Source organism: Candidatus Polarisedimenticolaceae bacterium (assembly GCA_036376135.1).
In the GTDB taxonomy this organism is placed as follows: domain Bacteria; phylum Acidobacteriota; class Polarisedimenticolia; order Polarisedimenticolales; family DASRJG01; genus DASVAW01.
The window spans coordinates 1-24,536 of record DASVAW010000149.1 but is presented as its reverse complement, the minus strand read 5'-3'; the positions used below and the strand labels follow the sequence as shown (position 1 = coordinate 24,536).

General features: G+C 71.2%; 26 protein-coding genes. 16 read left to right on the top strand and 10 right to left on the bottom strand.

Features of this window, described 5'->3' with window-relative positions; all coding sequences use genetic code 11:
• The first annotated feature begins 62 nt into the window (after positions 1–62).
• Genes VF139_15625 through VF139_15600 form a run of 6 tightly spaced genes read left to right on the top strand, consistent with a single transcriptional unit; the run spans position 63 to position 6,126 of the window.
• Positions 63–1,511, top strand: a complete 1,449-nt coding sequence (locus VF139_15625) for a trehalose-6-phosphate synthase (protein HEX6852826.1) — start codon at positions 63–65, stop codon at positions 1,509–1,511.
• A complete protein-coding gene (gene otsB / locus VF139_15620) occupies positions 1,508–2,305 on the top strand; it encodes a trehalose-phosphatase (GenBank protein HEX6852825.1) in 798 nt (265 codons plus the stop codon). Before VF139_15625 ends, otsB begins: the two co-directional genes overlap by 4 nt.
• The gene (locus VF139_15615) at positions 2,302–2,976 is read left to right on the top strand and encodes a DUF5752 family protein (protein ID HEX6852824.1); all 675 of its coding nucleotides are present in this window, start codon (positions 2,302–2,304) and stop codon (positions 2,974–2,976) included. Before otsB ends, VF139_15615 begins: the two co-directional genes overlap by 4 nt.
• The gene (locus VF139_15610) at positions 2,973–4,184 is read left to right on the top strand and encodes a glycosyltransferase (GenBank protein ID HEX6852823.1); all 1,212 of its coding nucleotides are present in this window, start codon (positions 2,973–2,975) and stop codon (positions 4,182–4,184) included. Before VF139_15615 ends, VF139_15610 begins: the two co-directional genes overlap by 4 nt.
• A 9-nt stretch (positions 4,185–4,193) precedes the next feature.
• Positions 4,194–4,805, top strand: a complete 612-nt coding sequence (locus VF139_15605) for an archaemetzincin (protein ID HEX6852822.1) — start codon at positions 4,194–4,196, stop codon at positions 4,803–4,805.
• Between the two features lie 40 nt (positions 4,806–4,845).
• The gene (locus tag VF139_15600; GenBank protein HEX6852821.1) at positions 4,846–6,126 is read left to right on the top strand and encodes a sugar phosphate nucleotidyltransferase; all 1,281 of its coding nucleotides are present in this window, start codon (positions 4,846–4,848) and stop codon (positions 6,124–6,126) included.
• 13 nt (positions 6,127–6,139) lie between these two features.
• Here the strand turns inward: VF139_15600 and VF139_15595 are convergent, their stop codons facing one another.
• From VF139_15595 to VF139_15580, 4 genes are read right to left on the bottom strand one after another with little or no spacing between them, the layout of a single operon-like run.
• A complete protein-coding gene (locus VF139_15595) occupies positions 6,140–7,138 on the bottom strand; it encodes a hypothetical protein (protein HEX6852820.1) in 999 nt (332 codons plus the stop codon).
• Positions 7,120–7,494 carry a hypothetical protein gene (locus VF139_15590; protein ID HEX6852819.1) on the bottom strand — a complete coding sequence of 125 codons (375 nt, stop codon included), beginning with the start codon at positions 7,492–7,494 and terminating at the stop codon, positions 7,120–7,122. Before VF139_15590 ends, VF139_15595 begins: the two co-directional genes overlap by 19 nt.
• 2 nt (positions 7,495–7,496) lie before the next feature.
• Complete coding sequence (locus tag VF139_15585) at positions 7,497–7,967, bottom strand: RNA polymerase sigma factor (protein ID HEX6852818.1); 471 nt, start codon at positions 7,965–7,967, stop codon at positions 7,497–7,499.
• Between the two features lie 49 nt (positions 7,968–8,016).
• Entirely contained in the window at positions 8,017–9,297 is a 1,281-nt protein-coding gene (locus VF139_15580) for a nucleoside transporter C-terminal domain-containing protein (GenBank protein ID HEX6852817.1), read from the bottom strand.
• A 55-nt stretch (positions 9,298–9,352) separates the two neighbouring features.
• Between VF139_15580 and VF139_15575 the strand changes: the two genes are divergently transcribed.
• The gene (locus VF139_15575; protein HEX6852816.1) at positions 9,353–11,308 is read left to right on the top strand and encodes a PAS domain S-box protein; all 1,956 of its coding nucleotides are present in this window, start codon (positions 9,353–9,355) and stop codon (positions 11,306–11,308) included.
• A 22-nt stretch (positions 11,309–11,330) separates the two neighbouring features.
• The gene (locus tag VF139_15570) at positions 11,331–13,265 is read left to right on the top strand and encodes a molybdopterin-dependent oxidoreductase (protein ID HEX6852815.1); all 1,935 of its coding nucleotides are present in this window, start codon (positions 11,331–11,333) and stop codon (positions 13,263–13,265) included.
• Here the strand turns inward: VF139_15570 and VF139_15565 are convergent.
• The 6 genes from VF139_15565 to VF139_15540 all read right to left on the bottom strand — a co-directional run bounded on the left by VF139_15565 (position 13,225) and on the right by VF139_15540 (position 17,954).
• Positions 13,225–13,866, bottom strand: coding sequence for a MarC family NAAT transporter (locus tag VF139_15565; protein ID HEX6852814.1), 642 nt, complete (start codon positions 13,864–13,866; stop codon positions 13,225–13,227). The two genes, VF139_15570 and VF139_15565, sit on opposite strands and share 41 nt — an antisense overlap.
• 5 nt (positions 13,867–13,871) lie before the next feature.
• Complete coding sequence (locus VF139_15560; protein HEX6852813.1) at positions 13,872–15,071, bottom strand: DNA polymerase IV; 1,200 nt, start codon at positions 15,069–15,071, stop codon at positions 13,872–13,874.
• An 8-nt stretch (positions 15,072–15,079) separates the two neighbouring features.
• On the bottom strand, positions 15,080–15,547 hold the full coding sequence (locus tag VF139_15555) for a prepilin-type N-terminal cleavage/methylation domain-containing protein (GenBank protein ID HEX6852812.1): 468 nt from the start codon (positions 15,545–15,547) through the stop codon (positions 15,080–15,082).
• Positions 15,544–15,933, bottom strand: coding sequence for a hypothetical protein (locus VF139_15550; protein ID HEX6852811.1), 390 nt, complete (start codon positions 15,931–15,933; stop codon positions 15,544–15,546). The genes VF139_15555 and VF139_15550 overlap by 4 nt, the downstream gene beginning before the upstream one ends.
• Positions 15,934–16,206: 273 nt before the next feature.
• Entirely contained in the window at positions 16,207–17,013 is an 807-nt protein-coding gene (locus tag VF139_15545) for an alpha/beta fold hydrolase (protein HEX6852810.1), read from the bottom strand.
• The gene (locus VF139_15540; protein ID HEX6852809.1) at positions 17,010–17,954 is read right to left on the bottom strand and encodes an NADP-dependent oxidoreductase; all 945 of its coding nucleotides are present in this window, start codon (positions 17,952–17,954) and stop codon (positions 17,010–17,012) included. The genes VF139_15545 and VF139_15540 overlap by 4 nt, the downstream gene beginning before the upstream one ends.
• Positions 17,955–18,007: 53 nt before the next feature.
• Here VF139_15540 and VF139_15535 point away from each other — a divergent pair, with 53 nt between their 5' ends.
• The 8 genes from VF139_15535 to VF139_15500 all read left to right on the top strand — a co-directional run.
• The gene (locus VF139_15535; protein ID HEX6852808.1) at positions 18,008–18,784 is read left to right on the top strand and encodes an enoyl-CoA hydratase/isomerase family protein; all 777 of its coding nucleotides are present in this window, start codon (positions 18,008–18,010) and stop codon (positions 18,782–18,784) included.
• On the top strand, positions 18,781–19,593 hold the full coding sequence (locus VF139_15530; protein ID HEX6852807.1) for a hypothetical protein: 813 nt from the start codon (positions 18,781–18,783) through the stop codon (positions 19,591–19,593). The genes VF139_15535 and VF139_15530 overlap by 4 nt, the downstream gene beginning before the upstream one ends.
• Before the next feature lie 49 nt (positions 19,594–19,642).
• On the top strand, positions 19,643–21,997 hold the full coding sequence (locus VF139_15525) for a M14 family zinc carboxypeptidase (protein ID HEX6852806.1): 2,355 nt from the start codon (positions 19,643–19,645) through the stop codon (positions 21,995–21,997).
• Between the two features lie 61 nt (positions 21,998–22,058).
• Positions 22,059–22,391 (top strand): hypothetical protein, encoded by a 333-nt coding sequence (locus VF139_15520; protein ID HEX6852805.1) that lies wholly within the window; start codon positions 22,059–22,061, stop codon positions 22,389–22,391.
• Positions 22,392–22,395: 4 nt separating this feature from the next.
• A complete protein-coding gene (locus VF139_15515; protein ID HEX6852804.1) occupies positions 22,396–23,307 on the top strand; it encodes a hypothetical protein in 912 nt (303 codons plus the stop codon).
• 1 nt (position 23,308) lies between these two features.
• Positions 23,309–23,707 carry a RidA family protein gene (locus VF139_15510; protein ID HEX6852803.1) on the top strand — a complete coding sequence of 133 codons (399 nt, stop codon included), beginning with the start codon at positions 23,309–23,311 and terminating at the stop codon, positions 23,705–23,707.
• On the top strand, positions 23,704–24,183 hold the full coding sequence (locus VF139_15505; GenBank protein HEX6852802.1) for a DUF4188 domain-containing protein: 480 nt from the start codon (positions 23,704–23,706) through the stop codon (positions 24,181–24,183). The genes VF139_15510 and VF139_15505 overlap by 4 nt, the downstream gene beginning before the upstream one ends.
• Positions 24,180–24,536 (top strand): cupin domain-containing protein (locus VF139_15500; protein ID HEX6852801.1); only part of this gene is annotated, 357 nt, incomplete at its 3' end. The genes VF139_15505 and VF139_15500, both read left to right, overlap by 4 nt.

Below are 24,536 nucleotides of genomic sequence, written 5' to 3'. Positions count from 1 at the left end.
CGTTGCGGGGGGCGGCACACGGCACTAGGGTCGATGGAGTCCGGCCGAAGAAGGAGGAATGCGTGGCCGAGGGACTGGTCGTCGTCAGCAATCGGCTGCCCTACGACATCGGTCGCGAGCCGGGGCGCGGAGCGCCCAAACGCAACGTCGGCGGTCTGGTCAACGCGATCGAGCCGGTGCTCGCGGAGCGCGGCGGGAAGTGGGTGGGCTGGGACGGCGCGATGCTCCCCTCCGCAGCCGCGGTGGCGCAGAGCTGGGCGAGGCCTCGCTCGACGCGTCTCGCGTCGGGCGTCGTGTTGTGCGGAGTGCCGCTGAGCGAGCGGGACGTCGCGCGGTACTACCACGGCGCCTCCAACCGCGCGTTGTGGCCTCTCTTCCACGACTTCCCCGGGAAAACCGTCCTCGAGCCGGAGGACTGGGTCGCCTATCGCGAGGTCAACCGGCGCTTCGCCGAGGCGACGCTTCGTTACGCGCGCCCGGGCGAGCGCATCTGGGTCCACGACTTCCATCTCATGCTGGTGCCGCGCCTGCTGCGCGAGCTCGGCTTTGGCGGGCGCGTCGATTTCTTCCTGCACATCCCCTTCCCGCCGGCGGAGATCTTCCGCGTCCTGCCTTGGCGCGAGGAGGTTCTCCGGGGACTGCTCGGCGCGAACACGATCGTGTTCCAGGTCGGGCGGTACAAACGGAACTTCGTCGAGTCCGCCCGCTCGCTCGGGGTCGTCGCCCCGGACGACGAGATCCGCGGGCCGATCACCCTCGAGCACGAGGAGGGCTCGACGCGCGCTTCGGCGGAACCGATCGGGATCGACGCGGCGGACTTCGTGCGGCTCGCGGAGGATCCGGAGGTGAAGGCCCGCTCCGTGCAGATCCGCCGCGCCTACGGCCCGCGTCCGATCCTCTTCGGCGGCGAGCGGCTCGACTACACCAAGGGGATCCTCGAGCGGTTCCTCGCCGTCGAGCGGATGCTCCGGACCAACCCGTCCAAAGCCGGGACCTTCGCCTTCCTCCAGGTCGTCGTGCCCGGCCGCCACCAGGTCGAGGAATACCGCCAGATGAAGCGGGAGATCGACCGCCAGGTCGGCCGGATCAACGGCGAGTGGGGAGGGGAGGGGTGGGTTCCGATCCACTACCGCGCCCGGGCGCTCGACCGTCCCGAGCTCGTCGCGCATTACCTCGCGGCGTCGGTCGTGCTCGTGACCCCCCTGCGCGACGGGATGAACCTCGTCGCCCCCGAATTCGTGGCGTCGCGGCGGGACGGGGACGGCGTGCTCGTCCTCAGCGAGTTCGCGGGGGTGTCCGAGCATCTTCCGGGGGCGCTCGCCGTGAACCCGAACGACGTCGAGGCCTTCGCGACGACCCTCGTCCGCGCGCTCTCGATGCCCGAGCGCGAGCGGCGCGAGCGGATGGACCGGATGCGCCCCTTCGTGGAGGCCAACCCCGCGACGGCATGGGCGGAACGTTGCCTCGCGCTCCCCCCCGGGGGGGCGGTCCGGGCGGAGCGCGCGGGGTGAGATCCGCCGTGCGACCCGAGGCGCTCGCGACCCACGTGGCCGCCGCCGCCCGTCGCCGGGCGGCCGCCCGCGTGCTGCTCCTCGACGTCGACGGCACCCTCGCCCCGATCGCTCGCCGTCCCGAGCAGGTCCGCATTCCCGGCGGGATCCTCGCGTCGCTCGATCGCCTGGGGGCGCTCGGATGGCGGGCGGCGCTCGTCTCGGGTCGACCGGCCGCGGAGGTGCTCGAGCTGTTCGGGGGGCGTCCGATCGCCATCTTCGGGAGCCACGGCCTGGAGGCCCCCGGCGTGCGGCTCGCGCTCGAACCCGCGATGTCGGAGCGCCTGGAAAGGCTCGCGCGGCGCGTCGAGGGTCTCGCCGAGGGTTGGGACGGGGTCTTCGTCGAGCGGAAGCCCGCCGGCTTCGCCGTCCACGATCGCGAGCTGGACGACTCGAGGCTGAGCGCGTGGCGGCTTCAGCTGCGTCGCACGCTCGCGCGGGACGATTTGTCGGGGCTCGAGCGGATCGGCGGGCGGCGGGTGACGGAGCTGCGCCCGGCGGGCGCGCACAAGGGACGCGTCGCCGCGACGTGGCCCCCGGTGCGGGAGGCCGCGCCGGAGGACCCCTCGGTCGTCGCCGCGGGGGACGATCGCACCGACGAGGACCTCTTCCGGGCGCTCGGTCCCGGTGCGACGACGGTCCAGGTCGGCCCGCCGGGGATCGCGACCGCGGCCCGCTGGCGGCTGGCCTCGCCCGACGCGATGCACCGCTTTCTCCACGCGCTCGCGCGATTCTCGGAAGGAGGTGTCCGTTGACCGCCCTGGCGTCGGTGCGCGCGCGCGCGCCGTTCCGGTTCGTGGACTACGAGGGGCTCGTCGTCGTCACGGGGCTTCGCGCGGCGAATCTCCAGGAGCTCGCCGACCAGCTCCGTCGGGTTCCCGGCGAGGTCGTGCACCACCACCTGTACCGGTCGTTCCTCGCGCATCGCTACGGGTCGTGGGATTACCCGAACGACTTCGCGACCTGGGTCGCCGAGGCGCTCGGCGATCGCGCGCTCGCCGAGAAGCTCAGCGCGATCGAGCCCTTCAAGCGGACCGACCTCGAGCAGGCCAGGGCGGTCGTCCTCGAGGTCGTGGAGGAGCACCTCGACGGGCTCGCCGGGGTTCCGTGGGCCCGGCGCGGATTCGAGTTCCACTTCGCCTCCGGGCACTACCTCGAGCTTCCGACCGATCGCGAGGCGTGGAGCGTCGCGGAGCTGCACGAGGGGATCGCCCATGCGCCCCTGAGCAGCCTCTACTTCCACTTCCACGAGGCGAAGCTGCGCGGCGGAGCGGACGACTACTCCCGCTGGCTCGAGGCGGAGTTCGGCGCGTCGGCGGAGGTCTCACGACTTCGCCGGATCGACTTCTACTTCTTCAGCCTCGAGGAGCTGCGCCACCGGATCCTGCGCATCCTGGAGGGACATCCCGAGGAGGGCGACGCATGAAGGCCGCCCGGCTCGATCAGTACGCCGAGGTCGTCGGCCGCGACCGGATCGCGCTGCTCCGGCGGCTGGCGGCGCGACTCGAGGGGCTCCGACTCGTGGTGGTCAACTCGACGCGCGTGGGCGGCGGGGTCGCGGAGCTGCTCGCGCGGCATGTCCCGCTCTTCAACGAGCTCGGGCTGGACGCCCGCTGGGAGGTCCTCGAGGGAACCCCCGAGTACTTCGCGACGACCAAGCGCATGCACAACGCGCTGCAGGGGGATCGACTCGAGCTCACCCCCGCGCAGCGCGAGGCCTACCTCGAGACGAACCGGAAGAACGCCGCCCGACTCGAGCTCGACGCCGACGTCGTCGTCATCCACGACCCGCAGCCCGCTCCGCTGATCCGGTTCGCCGAGAAACGCTGCCCGTGGATCTGGCGATGCCACATCGACGCCTCGAAGCCCTATCGCCCCGTGTGGCGATTCCTGCGGGGGTTCGTCGAGCCCTACGACGCGTCGGTGTTCTCGCTCGCGCCGTTCGCGCAGAACCTGCCGCACCCGCAATACCTGATCCCCCCGTCGATCGACCCCCTCGCGGACAAGAACCGGGAGATCTCCGAAGGGGAGATCGACCGCCGCCTCGCCGGCCTCGGCCTCGACCGGTCGCGGCCGTTGCTCGTCCAGGTCTCCCGCTTCGACCGCTTCAAGAACCCGGTGGGGGTCATCCGCGCCTGGCGTCAGGTCCGCCGGACGCAGGACTGCCGTCTCGTCCTCGTCGGCGGCACCGCGGACGACGACCCCGAAGGGGCGGAGGTCCTGCGCGAGGTCCGCGAGGAGGCCGGCGGCGACCCCGACGTCCACGTCCTGAGCATCCCCCCCGACAGCGATCTCGAGATCAACGCGCTCCAGCGCGCGGCGACCGTCGTGATCCAGAACTCGACGAAGGAGGGGTTCGGGCTCACCGTCACCGAGGCGCTCTGGAAGGGGAGACCGGTGGTCGCGGGGGCCGTGGGAGGGATCACGCTGCAGGTCCACGACCATCGGACCGGATTCCTGGTCCACTCCGAGGAGGGGTTGGCGTTCCGGATCCGGTATCTGCTGAACCGCCCGCAGGCCGCGCGGGAGATGGGAACGGAGGGGCGGGAGCTCGTCCGCTACCGCTTCCTGCTCACCCGGCACCTCCGGGACTGGCTCACCCTCTTCCTTTCGATCACCGGGCGGGCGCCGTAAGATGGCGCCATGTCCGAACTTCGCGTGACCGTGGTTCCCGTCGGAAAACTCGATCCCGTCGAGCTCGAGGCGGCCGTCGCCAAGGTCTCGAAGGTCCTCGGCCGCCCGGTCGAGATGCGCCAGCCCGCCCCGGTACCGCGGACCTCCGAGGAAGTGGGTCGGGGGCAGCACCGCGCGGGGCCGTTCCTGGCGGAGCTGAGGGCCGGGCTCTCCCGGCTAGGGGTCGCGAAGCTCGTGGGGGGCTCCCCCGCCGAGCCCGGGAAGGTGATGGTCCCCGCCGCCAACCCCGACGCGATCGTCTTCGTGACCGACGTGGACCTCTTCAAGCCCGACACCGAGGGGGTTTTCGGGGAGATGGACGCCCGGAACCGCGTCGCGGTCTTCTCGGTCCGGCGGCTGCGCGAGGCGTTCTACCGCCGGAAGGCCGACCCCGGAAAACAGCGCGCGCGGGTGGTCAAGGTCCTCCTCCAGGCGATCGGAAGCCTCAAGGGGCTTCCGGAGTGCCGGGACCCGCGGTGCGTGATGGCGCCGACGGGGGCGCTCGCGGACATCGACTTCAAGGACGAGCGGTTCTGCGCCGCCTGCGCCAAACGATTGACTTCCGGCATCGTCAAGCGGTGAGCCTGACGTTGTAGACTCCCCCCTTACGGGAGGGGTACCCATGGTCGGCGTCCCGACGACGGGCCGGGAACACGACGTCATCACGGTCATCCTGGGCGGAGGGCGCGGGCAGCGGCTCGACCCGCTCACGTCGCAGCGCTCCAAGCCCGCGGTCCCGATCGCGGGCAAGTACCGGCTGATCGACATCCCGATCGGCAACTGCATCCACTCCGGCATGGAGCGGATGTTCCTGCTCACGCAGTTCAACTCCGTCTCGCTCCACCGGCACATCGTGCGCACGTACGCCTTCGATCACTTCTCGAGGGGGTTCGTCCAGATCCTCGCCGCCCAGCAGACCCCCGGCGACGACACGTGGTATCAGGGGACCGCGGACGCCGTCCGCCAGAACCTCGACTTCATCGTCGAGTCGCGCGGCGACTTCGTGATGATCCTCTCCGGCGATCACATGTACCGGATGGATTACCGGCTCATGCTCCGCGAGCACCTGGAGTCGAACGCCGACCTGACGATCGGCGTCCTGCCGTGCACGGAGTCCGAGATCTGCGAGCTCGGCGCCGTGCGCACCGACCCGACGGGGCGGATCGTGGAATTCCGCGAGAAGCCGAAGGACGCCGCCGGGCGGGCGGGGATGGAGGCGGACCCGCAGCTGCTTGCGCGGTACGGCCTCCCCGAGGGCAAACCCTTCCTCGCGTCGATGGGGATCTACATCTTCAACAAGGACGTGCTCGCGTCGGCGCTCCGGCCGGAGCTGCGCGACTTCGGCCACCACGTGATCCCGTCGCTGGTGAAGGAGAAACGTGTCCAGGCCTACGCCTTCGGCGGGTACTGGCGCGACATCGGGACGATCCGGTCGTTCTACGACGCGCACATGGACCTGGTGAAGGCCGACCCGCCGTTCTCGTTCCGCGACCCGAACTGGCTGTTCTACACCCACCCGCGGTACCTCCCGGGCTCGGTGATCACCGCCACGCGGTTCAACAACGGGATCCTGTGCGAGGGGACGCAGGTCGTGGGCTCGACGATCGAGGACTCGATCGTCGGCGTCCGCTCGATCCTCACCCACGCGACCGTGCGGCGCTCGCTGATCATGGGGCTCGACCCCTACTTCCCGCCGGCGCCTCCCGGCTCCCCGCCGCCGGGGATCGGCGAGGGGACGCTGATCCAGAACGCGATCGTCGACAAGAACGCGCACATCGGCCGCAACGTCCGCATCACCAACAAGCAGGGGCTGCAGGAGGCGGACGGACCGGGCTGGGCCATCCGCGAGGGGATCGTCATCGTACGCAAGAACGCCGTGATCCCCGACGAAACGACCATCTAAATAGGGACAGTCCCTATTCTTCGCGCGTCACGGTGAGGATCAACTCGTCGGTGTGGCCGGCGTAGAACGCCTTCGAATCGACGAACTCCGCCCTACCTCGCGGCGAGGGCAGCCGCAGCGCGATCGTTTCGCCCGGTGAAACCGTCACGACCTTTCGGCCGCCGTCGCCGATTCCGCCCGTTCTCGGGGTCCCGGTCAGTTCCGTGCTCACCCAGCGACCCGCGCCGAGACGAAGGTCGATCCGTCCATCCGCACGAGCCCGCGCCTGAACTTCTCCGACCATCTCGATAATCGAATCCCAGCGCTTCCCCTCGTGGCTCTCCGGAACCGGCTGGCGTCGCTCGCCGAGGTTGAAGGTCAGGGGCTCGCCCTGGCGCCCAGAACCGACGAATCTCCGGTTCTCGATGCGTCCCTTTTCGTCGGTGTGCTTCCACCACACGTCGTATCCGAATCGCGCGCCGGCGAGGGCTTCGTCCTCGCGGATCCGGGCTCGGACACCGATGGTGACGTTCGCGTAGCAGTACGATTCGGCGGTCGGTTTCCCCGCGAGGAAATCGAGGACATGAACCTCGCCCTCGGGCATTTCCACGACGCGCACGTCGCCTCCGACGCGCACGGCGGGCCCCGATTCGTCTCGACGCAGTTGCTCCCAGTCGACCTCGAACTTCACCTTTCCGATTTCGCTTCCGAGAGGACGGATCGTTGCGAGGAACGCCTCGTGGCCAGGCTCCGGCTGGTTCTGGCGCATCTCTTCAAACGAGCGAGAGCCCCCGGAGGCCCGATTGCAGTAGTCGCCGGACGGGAGCCGCCAGAAGGAGAGATAGACGTAGGCGGACTCTCCGACGCGAACCTCGGCGCCCGCGTCCGACACCGTTTCGGTCGGCCCGAACACGAGCCCGGACCTGACGTGCGTGCCTCGGGCCTCGAGGGACACCGAATAGGTATCCCCGGTGGCGGCCTGGGCCGTCAGCCCGAGAGCCGCGGTGAGCAGAATTACGACTGCGCGTGCCATTCGACACCCTCCTCGAAAGTGAACGTGCGCGTCGGAAACGGAGGCGCTTCCGGTCGCTCTCGGCCCGCGAAGAGCACCATGGCGAGCACGATCCCCCCCGCCGCCGCGAGCGCGGGCCAGGGGATCGGCACCGCCCGGCGCCACCACGGCTCCGCCGCGCGAACGAGGCTCACGTCCATCCGCGCGTAGAAGGCGGGCGACGGCTTCGCACCGTCCTGAAGCTCCGCCCGAAGGAGCGTCCAGTCGCGCAGCGCCTCGCGCGCCCCGGGCTGCGAGAGGGCCTCGGCGAGGGCGCGGGAATCGACCACCTCGCCGTCGAGGAAGGCGGAGAGAAGCTCGAGCGCTTCGTCGTGCATGGTCACCTCGTCCCGGCAAGGGCCGCGCGCAGCGCGGTTCTCGCCCGGTGGATGCGGGAACGGACGGCGTCCTCGGTGATGCCGCAGGCCGCGGCGATCTCCGCGTAGCCGAGGCCCCCCGATTCGCGGAGCAGGAAGCAGTCCCGGTCGAGGTCGGGGAGGGTCGAGAGCGCCTGCTGGAGCTCGACCTGAGGTGGGGCGGTGTTCGGGATCTCCGGGATCGCGGACTGGATCGCGGGGCGTCGCGCGACGTCGCGACGGCGGTTCAGGGCGAGATTGCGGGCGATCTCGTAGACCCACGCCGCTTCACGCCCGTCGGGCCGATACCCGGGAAGCCCCCGCATCACCCGGAGGAAGGTCTCCTGGGTCAGGTCCTCGGCGTCGGCGGAGCTTCCGAGGATGCGGCGGAGGTAGCGGAACACCCCGAGATGGTGTCGTTCGAAGATCGACCTCACATCGAGGGATTCGGCCACCCCGTTCGCGCCTCCTGCAAGGAACCAACCCCGAAGTGGGGCGATCCTCTCACGGCGCGATCAACCCCGTCTGCCCGTGGTAGAAGACCCCGGCGAGCGCCCCCGTCATCAACGTCGCCAGCGTCGCCGCGATCAGCGCCTTCGGCCCGAGGCCGGCGAGGTCGTCCCGGCGCGAGGGGCACAACGCGGCCGTCCCCCCCACGAAGATCCCCACCGACGCCACGTGGGCGAAGCCGCACAACGCGTACGACATCACGAGCACGGTCCGCGGGGTGATCGTCCCCGCCGCCGCGAGCTTCGCGAGCTCGCCGTAGGCGACGACCTCGGTGAGGATCGCCCGCTGGCCGAGCAGGCTCGCCGCCGGGAGGACGTCCTTCGCGTCGAGGCCCAGCAGCCACGCGAGCGGCGCGAACACCCAGCCCAGCAGGCGGGCGAGGTTGAGGTCCCCCGGTGCCTTCCCGAGAGCGAGGTCCACGAGCGCCACGACGCCGAGGACGGCGATCAGCAGGGTCGCGATTCCCGCCGCGAGCCTCAGCCCGTCCCACGCCCCCGCCGTGAGGGCCGCGAAGGCGTTGGCATGGCGGGAGCCTGGATCGAGCGGGGGGACCGCGCCGAGCGTTTCGGGGATGCCCTCCTCCGGGAGGAGAAGCTTCGAGACGAGCACCGCCGCGGGGATCGCGAGGACGGAGGCGGAGACGAGGTGCCCCGCGATCAGGGGGAAGGAGTCTCTGAGGAACGACACGTAGATCGCGAGGGTCGTCGAGGCGACCGTCGCCATCCCGCAGCTGACGAGGGTGAGGAGCTCCGAACGGGTCATGCGCTCGAGGTACGGGCGCACCGTCATCGCCGACTCGACGCCGACGAAGATGTTCGCGGCCCCCGAGAGGGCCTCCGCCCCGCTCAGGCGCATCGTCCCGCGAAAGACCTTCGCGAACAGGCGGACGACCGGCTCCATGACGCGCAGGTGGTAGAGCATCCCCATCAGCGACGCGAAGAAGATCACCGCGGGGAGGACCTGCGCCGCCAGCACGAAGCCGACCGACACCTCGCCGCCGGGACCCGTCTCGCCGGGGTTGAGGGCGAGCGGGCCGAACAGGAAGCGCGCCCCGGCCTGGCCGGCACCGAGGACCGCGAGGACGACGTCGTTGACGGCGAGAAGGGCGACGCGGGCAGGGGGGAGCCAGAACAGTCCGGCCGCCAGGACGACCATCAGGCACCCGGCTCCGAGCACGGTACGGGCCGGAAACGGCCGCCGGAACCCCCCCGCGGCCCACGCGATCGCCGCCAGGACGACGACGCCGAGCAGGGAGATCAGGTTCAGCGCGGTCATGGCGGCGCATCGTAGCTCCCCTTGGCGATGCCGCGGCGCGGCGTTACACTCCCGCATGCCCGAGGGGAGCGCACCGAGGTCCAACGTGGAGCTTTCCGGTTCCCCCGGCCCGAACGAGAGCCGACTCGCCGCCATTCTCGAGTCCGCCATGGACGCGATCGTCAGCGTCGACGAGGCGCAGCGGATCGTGCTCTTCAACCGGGCGGCGGAGCAGATGTTCGGGTGCTCGGCCGCCGAGGCGGTCGGCTCGCCGCTCGCCCGCTTCCTTCCGGAGCGGTTCCGGTCCCGGCACGAAGGGTGGGTCCGATCGTTCGGGGCGACGGGGTCCACCGCACGGCGCATGGGTGCGCTCGGCGAGGTCCGGGCCCTGCGGGCCGACGGCACGGAAGTCGAGGTCGAGGCGTCGATCTCGCAGGCCGACACCACCGGCGGGAAGGTCTACACCGTCGTCCTCCGGGACATCACGGAGCGCAAGGCGTTCGAAGCGGAATTGCGGACGCGCGACGAGGCGCTCCGGCGCGCGCAGCGGATCGGCCGCGTCGGAACCTGGGAGATGGACGCCGGCGGGAGCCTGGACTGGTCCGAGGAGACGTTCCGGATCTTCGGAAGGGAGGCGGCAAGTGCGCCTCCGAACTTCGAGCAGTTCCTCGCCGACGTGCACGGCGACGACCGCGACACCGTGCGGGCGTTCGTCGAGGGGCTCGCGGCGAACCCCGGTGAGCGTCAGGTCGAATACCGGGTGACCGCGCGCGACGGCGAGATCCGGGTGGTGCTCCAGCGCTCCGGGGTGCTCCTCGGCCCCGACGGCGGTCCGACGCGCGTCGTGGGGACGATCCAGGACATCACCGAGCTGCGCGAGCTCGAGCAGCGCCTGCTCCACGCGCAGAAGATGGACAGCATCGGCCGGCTCGCGGGAGGGATCGCGCACGATTTCAACAACCTGCTGACCGCGATCCTCGGGTACACGGAGATGCTGGAGGCGCAGCTCTCGGGCGACGCGCGCCTGGTCGAGTTCGTGCGCCAGGTGCGGGCGGCGGGGGAGCGGGCCGCCGAGCTGACGAGCCACCTCCTCGCCTTCGCGCGCAAGCAGATCGTCCAGCCCCGGGTCGTGGACCTCAACGGCCTGCTGCGGGACGTCGAGCGCCTGCTGCGGCGCCTGCTCGGCGAGACGGTCGAGCTGCACAGCTCGCTCGCCCCCGAGCTCGGCGCGGTGCGCATCGACCCCGGGCGGTTCGAGCAGGTGCTCGTCAATCTCGCGGTGAACGCCCGCGACGCGATGCCCGCGGGGGGGACGCTCACCCTCGAGACCCTCGACGTGCACCTCGACGAGGAGTACGCCCGCCAGCATCCCGGAGTCGTGGCGGGTCGCTACGTGCTGCTCGCGGTCAGCGACACCGGCGTCGGCATGGACGCGAAGACCCAGGCCCGGGTCTTCGAGCCGTTCTTCACCACCAAGCAGGCGGGGAAGGGGACCGGCCTGGGGCTGTCGATGGTGTACGGGATCGTGCGCCAGGCCGGGGGGCACATCTGGCTCTACAGCGAGATCGGGCGCGGGACCACGTTCAAGATCTACCTTCCGCAGGTCGACGTCGCGGCGGAGTCGACGGTCGCCGCGCGACCGATCCCCCCGTCCGCGGGAGGGGACGAAACGATCCTCCTCGTCGAGGACGAGCCCGTCGTGCGGAGGATGGCCGCGGATTCCCTCGCCGCGCTCGGTTACCGCGTGCTCGTCGCCGCCGACGGCGCGGAGGCGACCGCGATCGCGGATCGACACCCGGACGCGATCGACCTGCTCCTGACCGACGTGATCCTCCCGAAGCGGAGCGGGCCCGCGATCGCCGAGCACGTGCAGGCCCGCCACCCCCGATGCCGCGTCCTGTTCGTCTCGGGGTACACCGCGAATGCGATCGTGCACCGCGGGATCCTCGACGAGGGGGTCCGGTTCCTCGCGAAACCGTTCACGCCGGGGGCGTTGGGGAGGCGGGTGCGCGAGGTCCTCGACGCCCCCTGAATCGGCCGTTATCCTCCGACCCATGCGCCTGCGCACGACCTGCAACCGAGATTGCCCCGATGCCTGCGGGATCGTCGCGACCGTCGAGCACGGTCGCGTGGTCAGGATCCAGGGAGACCCCGATCATCCCGTCACGCGCGGGTTCCTGTGTTACCGGACCAGCCGTTTTCTCGAGCGCCAGTACCACCCCGACCGGTTGACGACCCCCCTCGTCCGTCGCGGCGGCACGCTGCGGCCGGCGAGCTGGGACGATGCGCTCGACCTCATCGCGGAGAAGATGCTGCGCATCCAGTCGGAGTCCGGTCCGGCCGCGATCCTCCACTACCGCAGCGGCGGGACGCTCGGGCTCGTGAAATTCACGACGGACCTGTTCTTCGAGACGTTCGGGCCGACCGCGATCAAGGTGGGGGACATCTGTTCGGGGGCCGGGGACGCGGCGCAGCTGACGGACTTCGGCGAGGAGGACTCGAACGACCTCTTCGACCTCCTGAACGCCCGGACGATCGTCCTGTGGGGGAAGAACCCGCACGTCAGCAACGTGCACCTCCTCCCGGTCCTCAAGGAAGCGAAGGCGAAGGGGGCGCGGATCGTCCTCGTCGATCCCGTCCGCCACCGTGGGGCCGACCTCGCGGAGCGATTCGTGCAGCCGATTCCGGGGGGGGACATCGCGCTGGCCTTCGGGGTCGCCCGTCGCCTGTTCGAGACCGGCAAGACCGACCCGGACGCCGCCGCCTATTGCGATCACCTCGACGCGTTCCGTGCGCAGGCGCTGTCCCGTTCCCTCGAAGGCTGGGCTGCGCTCGCGGACGTCCCGGTCGAGGACCTCCGGGCGCTGGCCGACCTCTACGGCGACGGGCCGTCGGCGATCCTCGTCGGGTGGGGAATGCAGCGGAAGGCGCGCGGGTCGGCGACGGTGCGCGTGCTCGACGCGCTCGGGGCGATCTCGGGGAACCTCGGCGTCCCCGGGGGCGGCGTGTCGTTCTACTTCAAGCGCCGCGGAGCCTTCGATACGTCGTTCGTGAAGGGAGAAACCGGGGCGTCGCGCACGCTCCGGGAGCCGCTGCTCGGGCGCGAGATCCTCGAAGCGACCGACCCCGCCGTCCGGATGGTCTGGGTCACCGCCGGGAACCCCGTCGCGATGCTCCCCGAGTCGGCGACGGTACGACACGCCCTGGAGTCCCGCGAGTTGACCGTGGTCGTCGACGCGTTCCTCACCGACACCGCCCTCGCGGCGCACGTGGTGTTGCCCACCACGACGATGCTGGAGGACGACGACCTCGTCGGCGCGTACGGTCATCACCACCTCGGCGAGGTCCGCCCCGTCGCCGCGCGCCCCGGGGACGTGCGCACCGACCACGAGATCGTGCAGGCGCTCGCCTCGCGGGTCGGGCTCGGCGCGGCGTTCGAGGAGGGGGCGGAGAGCTGGAAGCGCAGGATCCTCGCGAAATCCGGAATCCCCCTCGAAGCGCTGCGCGACGGCTACCCTCGCAACCCGTTCGCCGCGAAGGTCCTCTTCGCCGACAGGAAGTTCAAGACCGCCTCCGGGAAGGTGAATCTCATCCAGGAGGTCGACGTCGAGCCCCCGAAGGCTCCGGGTGAACGACCGTTGTTCCTGATGGCGTTCTCGACGGAAAAGGCGCAGTCGTCGCAGTGGGCGAAAGAGCAGGACGGTCCCGCGGAGGCGACCGTCCACCCCGACGCGGCGCGCGGCTTCGCCGACGGCGAGATCGTCGACGTCGAGTCGGAGATCGGCTCGATGGGGGTGCGCCTGCGTTTCGACGACCGGCAGCGGCGCGACGTCGTCCTGATGGCGAAGGGGGGCTGGCTGAAGGACGGGCGGTGCGCCAACGCGCTCGTGCCCGCGCGGATGACCGATGCAGGAGGCGGGGCGGTCTACTACGACACGCCGGTGCGGCTCATCGCGCGAGATCCCGGACCACCATCGCGATCCCGTTGATCAGGAACTGGATCCCGACGCAGAGGATCAGCAGGCCCATCACCTTCGACAGCGCCGCCTCCCCGGAGCTCCCCATGCGGCGCACGACCGCCGGGGCGGCGCGGAGGACCGGCCAGCTGACGAGGGAGACGAGGAGGATCGCCACGACCGCGGCCCCGTCGCGCATCGCGCCGCTCGAGTCCGCGGCGAGGCCGATCAGCACGGAGATCGTCCCCGGCCCGGCCAGAAGCGGCATGCCGAGCGGGGTGAACGAGATGTCGACCTTGTGGAGGCCGTCCTCCCGCTGAGCGGGGGTCAGACGGTCGGTTCCCGTCAGCGTCCGCCAGCCGCTGCGCGCCACGAGCAGCCCCGCCGCCAGGACCAGCGCCGGCTGGCTGATCGAGAAGAAGCGCAGCACGTACGCTCCCGCGAAGAAGGCCACGAGCATGATCGCCGTCATGAAGACGATCGCCCGGTCGACCTGGCGGCGCCGGCTCTCGTCGCTGTCCCCCGGCGTGAGGGCGACGAGCAGACCGGCCGCGGAGAACGGGTTCACGATCGTGAAGATCGCCACGAAACAGGCGAGGGCGAACTTCGCTCCTTCGAGCAGGGTGTCGGTCACGCCGGTCAGTCTACCGTCGGGAGCGAGGAGGCCTCGCCTTCGCCCCGTCGGAGCAGGCGCGCGCGGGTGACCGCGTCCTCCCCGAGGCGGTCCTTCAACGCGTCCTCGACCACCGCCAGACGGCGCAGCCGCGCCTCCTCCGGATCCTCGAACAGCGCCGGCGGCGCGGCGCCGGCGCGCTCGAGGGCGCTCGCGCCCACGCCGAGCAGGCGCACGCCCCGTCCGCCGAGGTCGATGCGGTCGCGAAGGAGCGCCCGGGCCTCGCGGAGGATCACGTCGGCGAGATCGGTCGGGCGCGGGAGGGTCGCGGCACGCGTCCACGTCGTGAAGTCGCCGGTGCGGACCTTCAGGTGAACCGTGCGCGCGACCAGGCCGTCGCGTCGGAGCGTCCGGGCGACCCCCTCCGAGCGCGCGAGCAGGGCGCGGTCGATCTCCTCGGGGTCGGTGAGGTCCTCGCCGTACGTGCGCTCCTCGGAGACGGATTTCGCCTCCCGATCGGGGACCACCGGTCGATCGTCGCGTCCGTGGGCGAGAGCGTGGAGGTGCGCCGCGCCGTCCTCGCCGACGAGCGCCGCGAGCGCCGCGGCGGGGACCGCGGCGACGTCGCCGACGGTGCGGATCCCTCCCTGGCGGAGGCGCTCGGCGGTTTTCGGCCCCACGCCCCACAGGCGTCCCGCGGGCATCGGCCACAGCCGCGTCGAAACCTCCTCGAGAGGCAGCACCACGAGCCCGTCGGGTTTCTCGAGATCCGACGCGACCTTCGCGAGGAACTTGTTCGGGGCGACGCCCACCGACGCCGTGAGTCGCTCCTCGTCGCGGATCCGTCCCTTGAGCGCGGCCCCAAGCGCCCTCCCTCCCGCCAGGTCGCCGGCGATCCCGGTCAGGTCGAGGAACGCCTCGTCGATCGACAGCGGCTCGACGAGGGGGGACGTCGCGTCGAACAGGCGCCGGATGCGACGGGAGACCTCCACGTAAAGGTCCATCCTGCCGGGGAGCCAGACCGCGTCGGGGCAGAGCCGTTCCGCCGTGACGGCGGGCATCGCCGACCGGACTCCGAACCGGCGCGCCTCGTACGAGCAGGTCGAGACGACGCCGCGTCTCCCGCGGTGCCCGATGATGAGCGGCTTCCCGGAAAGCGACGGGTCCTCCCGGACCTCGACGGCCGCGTAGAACGCGTCCATGTCGACGTGGAGGATGACGCGCATCGCGGCGGCTACGGCCGGTACGGTTCGATGACGAACGTCGTGCTCTGCGAGAGGGTCTGCAGGATCGGCCCACGGTAGACGCGCAGGACCGAGGCGCGCAGCTTAGGGTTCTCAGTGAGAAACGACACCCCGATGAGCACGCCGGTCGCGGGGTGCGCCGGGTCGCCGTCGGGACGGATCCACAGGTCCCAGTCGTAGCTGTAGTCGCTCATGACCCAGCGCACGCGCCCGCCGAGGTAGGTCTCGAGCCCCTCCGGGGGGCGCCCCCCGTCCACGTCGCGGGGGAACCGGCCGTGGTCGGTGTAGTACTGGAAGGCGGCGACCTTGATCGCGTTCACGTCCTCGATGATCTTCACGGCGCGACCGCGGTAATAGGCGTCCTGCAGGTTGACGGCCGCGATCGCGGAGACGATCGACAGGACCGCGAGCACGACCAGGAGCTCGACGAGCGTGAACCCGGCCTGCGCGCGCCTCACGATCCCTCCCCGTCGCCGAGGACCGCCTCGGGAGGGCCGAAGAACCGCTCGATCGGCGTGTGCGAGTCGAAGCTCATCTGGCGGCCGTCGGCCTCCCGGAAGGTCAGCACGTAGTGGCGGTCGTCCACGCGCTCGTAGGCGTAGCCGTCCTTCCTGCGGATGTTGGCGACCTCCATCTCGAAGGGGAGCATGCCGTTGAGCTTGCGGTACGCCTCGATCTTGAGCACGCCGAGGTAGAGGGCCTTCGTCGTCGCCGCCTCGTCGCGCGGCACCGGCGCGGCGACCGGAGGGGGCGGGAGGAGCAGGTACGCCCCGCCGACGAGGATGACGAGCAGCGCGATGATCGTGAACGCGGGACGCAGGCCCCCCGGGGGTTCGACGGGCACCGGCCGCGGCCTCGGACGCGGCGCCGTCGGCTGCGGCTTGGCGCCCTTCGGCGCGGGGGGCTTCTCCCCGGCGCCGAGGGCGTCGGTGGAAATCCGGTTCCCGTGGGGGTCTCGGATGACGCCGGTCGCCCGACGCCGTCGCCTACGGGACGAAGGAGGAGACGTCCTGCTCATGACTCCTGCAAGTCCGCTCGGAATGCCGAGCGGGCGAAGCGCTGCTCAATATGCAACGAGGTCGGCTTCCCCACCAGAGTCGAATTGCCGCCCCCGGCGTCAGAGGGTGTCGGCCTCCCGAATGGCCTCGGCGACCCCCCTGGGATCCTCCATCGCGCTCATGTGGGCGACGCCGGGGAGGACGAACAACCGGGCGCGGGGGAGGGCGTTGACGGCTTCTTCGGCTCTTTCCACGGGGGTCAGTCGGTCGGCCTCACCGACGACGACGGCGCACGGCGCCTGGAGGTAGGGCAGGAGCGAACGCCGGTCGGGGCGGGAGGCCAGGGCGAAGAGCGCGGCGACCAGCCCGGCCTCGCGCGCCCGGTCGAACATCGTGAGCAGGTGATCCCTGTGCCGCGGGAAGTCCTCGCGCGATTCCAGCAGAAGGTCCGGGAGGAGACCCATCGCGTAGTCGCGCCAGCCGGAGGTGCGAAGGGTCGCGAGCCCGTTCGCCCGCCGAAGGCGGCCGTTGTCGTCGTCGGGGGACGCCGACGTGTCGATCAGGGCGTAGGCCCGCGCGAATCCCGGGGACTTCGCGGCGACGGCGAGGGCCGTGTAGCCGCCCATCGACAATCCCGCGAGCGCGGGGGAGGTCAGCCCCTCGGCTCCGGCGACGCGCAGCACGTCGTCGGCCCAAAGGTCGACCGAGGGCGATCTCCAACCGAGCGTCGAGCCGCCGTGGCCACGCAGCTCGAGGACCACGAGCCCGACCTCGGGGGGAAGGGCGTGCACGACGCCGTCCCACATGGTCGCGTCGCACCCGAGGCCGTGGAGGAGGATCCACGGATCGCGCCCCGCGCGGGCCCGGTAGGTGATCCTCGCTCCGTCGGGGGTCGAGACGAAGCCCTCGCGCATCGAGCGGGTCACAGCGCCAGCACCAGTTTGCCGCGCGTGTGACCGGACTCGCTCGCCTCGTGGGCGGCGGCGGCATCGTGCAGCGGGAAGATCTTCCGGATCTGGGGGCGGAGCGCCTTGCGCTCCGCGAGCGACGCGAAGATCTGGAGCTGATCGGCGTCCGGTTCCACGAACACGTACTCCGCGCGGACCCCAGCGGCGCGGGCCCGCTCGGGGTCGGGGGGCTCCACGATCCCGACGACGACCCCTCCGGGGCGCAGCGCCGAGAAGCTCCGCTCGAGCGTCTCGCCTCCGACGTGATCGAGCACGACGTCGACTCCGCCGGGGAATCGAAGCCGCACCGCCTCGACGAAGTCGTCGCGCGTGTAGTCGATCGAGGCCTCGGCTCCCTGCGCCAGCACGAACTCCTGGTTCGAGGGGCCCGCCGTGCCGACGACCCGCGCGCCGAGGTGCCTGGCGAGCTGCACGGCGAAGTGCCCGACCCCGCCCGCCGAGGCATGCACGAGGACGGTCGTCCCCTTCGTGACGCCGGCGCGCCGGAGCTCCTGCCAGGCGGTCAGTCCGGCGAGCGGCACCCCGGCCGCTTCCTCGAACAGGAGGTTCGCGGGCATCAGCCCGCAGCACGACTCGGGAACGGCCACGTACTCGGCGTAGGTCCCCCCCTGGACGACCGGCTTGCGGGCGTACGTCCAGACCCGGTCCCCCTTGCGCAGGCGCTGCGTCCCCTCGCCGAGCTCCTCGACGACCCCCGCCGCCTCCCAGCCGGGGATGAGGGGGAACGCATGCGGGAACGCGTCCTTCAGCAGCCCCTCGCGGATCTTCCAGTCGACGGGGTTCACCCCGGCGGCGACGACGTGGATCAGGATCTCGCCGCGCGACGGCTTGGGTCGCGGCAGGTCCCGAAGCTGGAGGCGGTCGCGGCCTCCGAAGGCGTCGATCGCGATGGCGCGCATGGAGCGTCTCCGTGGAAGGCGACCATTATAATGACGCGCTTCGGAGGTGAGCCTTGCCGTCTTCGAGCGTTCCGGTTCGCGCCCACGTCGAGAACGGGTTCGGGGTCGTCACCCTCGCGGGGGAGCACGCCAACGCCATCGACCCGGATCTCGTCGCCGGCCTGCGCGCCGCCTTCCGGGAGCTCGCGCGGGATCCGGGGGCCGGCGCCGTCGTCCTTCGCGGGGAGGGGAAGCTCTTCTGCCCGGGGCTCGACCTGCAGGACCTCCTCCCGCTCGACCGGGACGCGATGGCGGCCTTCATGGCGGACTTCGGCGCGTGCGTGGTCGAGATGTTCGCCTTCCCCAAGCCGGTCGTGGCGGCGTTGCACGGCCACGCGGTGGCCGGCGGGCTCGTGCTGGCCCTCACGGCAGACTGGCGGCTCGCCCGCCGCGGGGTCTGGCTCGGGCTCAACGAGGTGAAGGTCGGCGTGCCGCTCCCCTTCGGCGTCGCGCGTCTGCTGCGGGCCGCGATCTCCCCGTCGAGCCTGACGGAAGTCGCGCTCCTCGGGCGGAACTTCAAGGACGACGCGGCGGTGGCGGCCGGGCTCGCGCACGAGATCGTGGACGCGGAGCGCTTCGACGACGCGTGTCTCGAGCGGATCCAGGAGTTCCTCGGGAAGGACGCCGCGTCGCTCGCGACGACCAAGCGCTACCTGCGGGAGTCGGCCGTCGCGGAGATCCGCGCCCAGGAGGCCGCGCGACTGCCGGAGTGGCTCGACGCGTGGTTCTCGCCGGGAACGCGGGCGCGCGTCGAGGAGATCGTCGCGGGGTTGTCGGGCCGGAAACGGTGAGCCTCAACGCCGCCCTTCTCGGGCGCCGGAGCGCCGGCGGCGGGCTCGCGCTGTTCCGGGTGCTCCCCGACGCGCCGGTCGCGTTCGAGGCCGGCCAGCACACGGTGCTCTCCCTCGTGGACCCCGACGGCGCGCGTTGCTCCCGCCCGCTCTCGGTGGCTTCCCCCCCCTCCGAACGCACCCTGGAGTTTCTCGTGCGACGCCAGACGCGTCGCGACGACGCGTTCGTCGAGACGTTGTTCGCCCTGCCGGAGGGGGCCCGCGTCGGGATCGGGCCGGGTTTCGAAGGGGACGTGACCGTGGAGCGCACGGTGGGGCGCGACGACCCGCGGGCCCGGATCCTGGTGGCGGCGGGGACCGGCGTCGCCCCGTTCCTGTCGATCGTGCGCGAGCTCGGGGACGACGGACGGACCGTCCTGCTTCACGGCGCGCGCGACCCGGAGGAGTTCACCGCCCACGAGACCTTCGAGGAGATCCTCGGCGGGCGTTACATCCCCGTGCTCAGCGGCGGCGACCCCGGCTGGCAGGGGTTCCGCGGCCGCGTCGAGACGCTGTTTGACGACGATCGGATCGACGTCGTCGAGCGGGCGGCCGGGCTCGGCCGTGGGGAGCTCGCTCCTTCCCGCGCGGTCGTCTACGTCTGCGGGTTCCGGGGGACGATCGCGCAAACGGTCCGAAGGCTGCTGTCGCGCGGGTTCGCCCCCGACGGGTCCGAGGCGCGCCGCGCGCTCGGGATCCCGGTGGACGTCGCGCCGTCGATATTCTTCGAATACTACGAGCGTGAGCCGCTGTTCGGGGAGCTCCCTTGACGGCCGGGCGTCCGCCTCGTACAACCCATTCGTCCCCCGGGGGTGCCGTTTGCTCCGATTCCTCGGATGTTGCCTCCTCGCCGCAGCCGCCTTCGTTCCCGCATTCGCCGCCGGCCGCGGCGAGCCCGGCCGCGTCTTCGCCGTCCGCGTCGAGTTGAACGACCGCCTGGCCGACCTGAAGCTCTTCCACGACCTCGACCTCGACGTGGACGGCGTGTTCGGGACCTGGGCGCGCGTCTACGTGATCGAGGAGGAGCTCGGAAAGCTCCGCGAGCTCGGGTTCGTCGCGAGCGAGCTTCCCGAGGAGATCCCGGGGCCGGAGCCCGAGGCCGCCGCCTACCACACCTACGAGACCCTGACGGCGGAGCTCCAGCAGATCGCCGCCGACCATCCCTCGATCGCGCGGCTGCATTCGATCGGCAAGTCGGTCCAGGGGCGGGACCTCTGGATCATGAAGATCACGGACAACCCCGACGCCCAGGAGGACGAGCCCGAAGTCCGCTACATCGCGGCGATGCACGGAGACGAGGTCGTCGGCAAGGAGATGTGCATCGAGCTGCTCCACTGGCTCACCGACCGCTACGCGACCGACAGCCGCGTCTCGAGCCTCGTCGACTCCACGGAGATCTGGATCCTCCCGTCGATGAACCCCGACGGCACCGCCGCGTTGCGCCGCTACAACGCCAACAACTACGACCTCAACCGCGACTTCCCCGACCAGTACGACGACCCGGCCGACACGCCGGCCGGACGCCAGCCCGAGACGCAACACGTCATGAACTGGACGTCGGGGACCTCGCCCGTGCTGACCGCGAACTTCCACGGCGGGGCCGTCGTGGCGAACTACCCGTACGACTCCACCCCGAGCGGCGTCTCCACCTACGCGGTGAGCCCCGACGACAGCACCTTCGTGTCGATCGCGCGCACCTACGCCGATGCGAATCCGACGATGTTCGCCTCCAACGCCGACGCGTCGTTCGACCGCGGGATCTGCAACGGGTCCGACTGGTACGCGATCCGCGGCGGAATGCAGGACTGGATGTACGTCTGGCGCGGCGGGAAGGAGATCACCCTGGAGGTCAGCGCGGCGAAGTGGCCCGCCGCGAACCAGCTCGGGCAGTTCTGGACGGACAACCGCGAGTCGATGCTGCGATACCTCGAGCGGGCGCACGAAGGGCTGCGCGGGATCGTGCGCGGCGCCGATTCGGGGGCGCCGCTCGCGGCGACGATCACGACGGTCGGGAACGACATGAAGAGCTTCACCGACCCGCAGGTCGGCGACTACCACCGTCTCCTGACGCCGGGGCGTTACGACGTCCGGTTCTCCGCGACCGGGTACGCGTCGCGGATCGTCCGCGACGTGGAGATCGCCCCCGGCTCGCCGCCGACGCGCCTCGACGTCGCGCTCGACCCGCTGGCCGTCGACCTGCAGCCCGACGCGGTCAGGGTCGTCGACGGGGCGAACGGGGTGCTGGACGCGGGGGAGTCGACCGATCTCGCCGTCACGCTCCGCAACCTCGGAAGCGCGGCGAGCGGGATCACCGCGACGATCGTGCCGACGACGGCGTTCGCGCGCGCTACGCGTCCCCAGGCGGCCTTCCCGAACCTCGCCGCGGGGGCCGCCGCGGAATCCCTCGCCCCGCACTTCGGCGTCGAGATCGATCCGGCGGTGCCCGACGGCCACAAGGTCGGGTTCGCCTTCGCGTGGACGAGCGCGGAAGGGTCGGGTACGAGCGAGCCGTTTTTCCTTTCCGCGAAGGGGGCGAGCTGCACGACCGTGGCCGCGTCCGACACGCCGAAGTCGATCCTCGACCGCGCGACGGCGTCGAGCACCCTCGCCTTCCCCTCGAACGTCGAGATCGCGAGCGTGCGGGTGCGCACCGACATCGGCCACACCTACGTCGGCGACCTCCACGTGAAGGTCGTCTCGCCGTCGGGCGTGCCCGTGATGCTGCACTCGCGCACGGGAGGCTCCGCCGACGACATCGTCGCGTGGTTCCCGACCGACCGGACCTCGGCCGAGCCGCTCTCGAGGCTCGTGGGAGAGCCTTCGTCGGGGACGTGGCGCCTCGAGGTCAACGACGGCGTGCCCTCGAACACGGGCCAGCTTCGCGGCTGGTCGGTCGAGATCTGCGGCCGTCCCTTCGAGGCTTCGACCCCCGAGATGAAGTTCCGCTCGGTCGCACGCGACGCGTCGGGCGCCACGTTCGCGTGGTGGAGCTACCCGGGGCTGACCGGGTACCGCGTCTACCGCTCGACCTCGCCGGCCAATCGCGCCGCCTTCGCGGACGTCTCGTCGGAGGATCTCGACGCCTCGCCGACGGCGTTCCGCGACGCCGCGTCCGGACCGGTCCTCTACTACCTCGTCTCGGGCGTGGGCCCGGCGGGGGAAGGGACCCGGTAGCCCCGACCCCGCCGTCTGCGCTAGGCTCGCTCCGCCCCCGAGGGGGGGAATGGAGCCGACCATGACGCACCGCCTCGTCCCCGCCGTCGCGATCCTCGCGCTCGCCGTGTCCGCAGCCTCCGCCGGAGAGGTCTACGGCAAGATTCTCGAGGGGAGCACCCCCGCCGCCGGCGCCGCCGTATCGGCCAAGTGCGGCGCCAAGGCCTATCCCGAGGTCAAGGTCGACAAGGCGGGGTCGTACCACCTCGTCCTCGCCGAGGCCGGGAAGTGCACCTTGACGATCTCCGCCAAGGGGCAGTCCGCGACCCTCGAGGTCGTCTCCTACGACGACCCCGCGCAGGTGGACGTGGTCCTCGAGACGAAGGACGGGAAACTCGTCGCGAAGCGGAAATAGCGCCGTGGCCGGGGAGCCGAAGGACTTCTGGGACAAGCTCGCCGTTCTCCTCCACCCGCTCGGCGGGTTGCTGACGGCGATCTCGGTCGCTTACGTCGGCCTGATCGGCTCGCAGGTCCTCGATCGCCGGCAGGCCGCCGAAACGAACGCCCGCCTCTACTCCGAGCTGATGAGCCGCCGCGAGGAGGCGGAATCGAGCCTCCGGAAGGACATGTTCGTCTCGATCATCCAGTCGTTCCTGCGGCCCGGCGCCGAGGACGTCGATTCGAAGCTGCTCAACCTCGAGCTTCTCGCCTACAACTTCCACGACTCCTTGAACCTCGAGCCGCTGTTCCTCGACATCCAGCGCCGACTCCTGGGCTCCTCCGACCGCAAGGCGGAGGAGCAGATCGCCCGGATGCGGCGCGTCGCACGCGACATCACGGCGCGACAGCTCTTCTCGCTCGAAGGAAAGGGGCAGAGCTTCCGGCGCACGGTGGACCTCGAGGAGCTGGCGCGCGTGGGCCGAACCGGCGTCGAGCTCGAAGGCGAGACCATGTCCGTCGGCGGGAGCAGGTTCGGCGTGGCGCTGCGCGTGCTGGACAGCGATCCGAAGCTGCAGCAGGTCCGCGTGCGGCTCGAGGTCCAGGCGCAGGACGGCACCGAGGCGGGGCTCGAGACCCGCGCGACGTTCGACGTCGGCTGGTTCGACTTTCCGGTCATCGACAACACGCGGCTGGCCAACGGAGCCCGTTGCGCGGTGTCGCTGTCCGCGTTCGCCCCGGACGCCGCCGCCGATCTGACGACGATCTGCTTCCCGGGCGAATACGCCAGCCTCAAGGACCGCCCGTACTACGACGAGGTCATCGAGAAGCTGCGGGAGTCGGCGGAGACCGCGGCCGAGCCGGCGCCGCCCGTGCGCGGAGGCGGAGGGTAGGGTGGCGCCGCGACGCAACGTCGCCAGCGGCGGCCCCTGGGAATCGGTCGTCGGTTACTCGCGCGCCGTGCGCGTCGGTCCGCACGTGTGGGTCGCCGGCACGACCGCGATGACGCCGGACGGCCTCGTCGGGACGGGGGACGCCTACGCACAGACGATGCAGGCGCTGCGGACGATCGAGGCGGCGCTCGAGCGTGCCGGGGCTTCCGTGCGCGACGTCGTCCGAACCCGGATGTTCGTCGTCGACATCGCGAACTGGGAGCCGGTGGGCCGCGCCCACGGGGAGTTCTTCCGCGAGATCCGCCCCGCCGCGACGATGGTCGAGGTCGCCGCGCTCATCGACCCCGCGATGCTCGTGGAGGTCGAGGCCGAGGCGTACGTGACGGAGGCGGGAGCGTGAGGACCGTCGTGCCCGGCCGGCACACCGCGCTGGTCGACGACGAGGTGATCGTCTTCCTCGTCGGCATGCGGATCAACCGCTGGTGGAAGCCCCACAAGTGGCTGCCCGTGATGCGGGCCATGGGGCGCATGCTCCGCGAGCTCGAGGCCCGTCCGGAGATCGGCTGCCTGGGCGGCATGCAGTGGGTCGGCCGGACGACGGTGCTCGTGCAGTACTGGAAATCGTTCGGCGCGCTCGAGGCGTACGCGAAGAACCGCGAGGCCGCGCACCTTCCCGCCTGGACCGCCTTCAACCGCGCGGTCGGATCGAACGGCGACGTCGGCGTCTGGCACGAGACCTTCCGGGTCCCTCCCGGCGACGTCGAGTGCATCTACGTCAACATGCCCCCGTTCGGGCTCGCGAAGGCGACACGCTCGGTCCCCGCGACCGGGCCGCGCGCGTCGGCGAGGGGAAGAATGAGCGGGGGCGCGTCGTGACCGACAAGATCGTCCTGGCCGACCGCCTCGCGGCGATCCGGGAGCACTGGCGCCCGCAGGTCGTCGCGTCGCTGAACGGCCAGGAGGTGAAGCTCGTCAAGTTCGAGGGCGAGTTCGTCTGGCATCACCACGAGCACGAGGACGAGCTGTTCTTGTGCCTGAAAGGATCCTTCCGGATGGAGTTCCGCGACCACACGGTCGCCCTCGGTCCAGGGGAGGCGATCGTCGTCCCGCGCGGGGTGGAGCATCGTCCCGTCGCCGACGAGGAGGTCGAGGTGATGCTCTTCGAGCCCGCCGGCGTGCGGAACACCGGGAACGTGGAGCACGACACCCTCACCGCGCCGAAAGGGAAG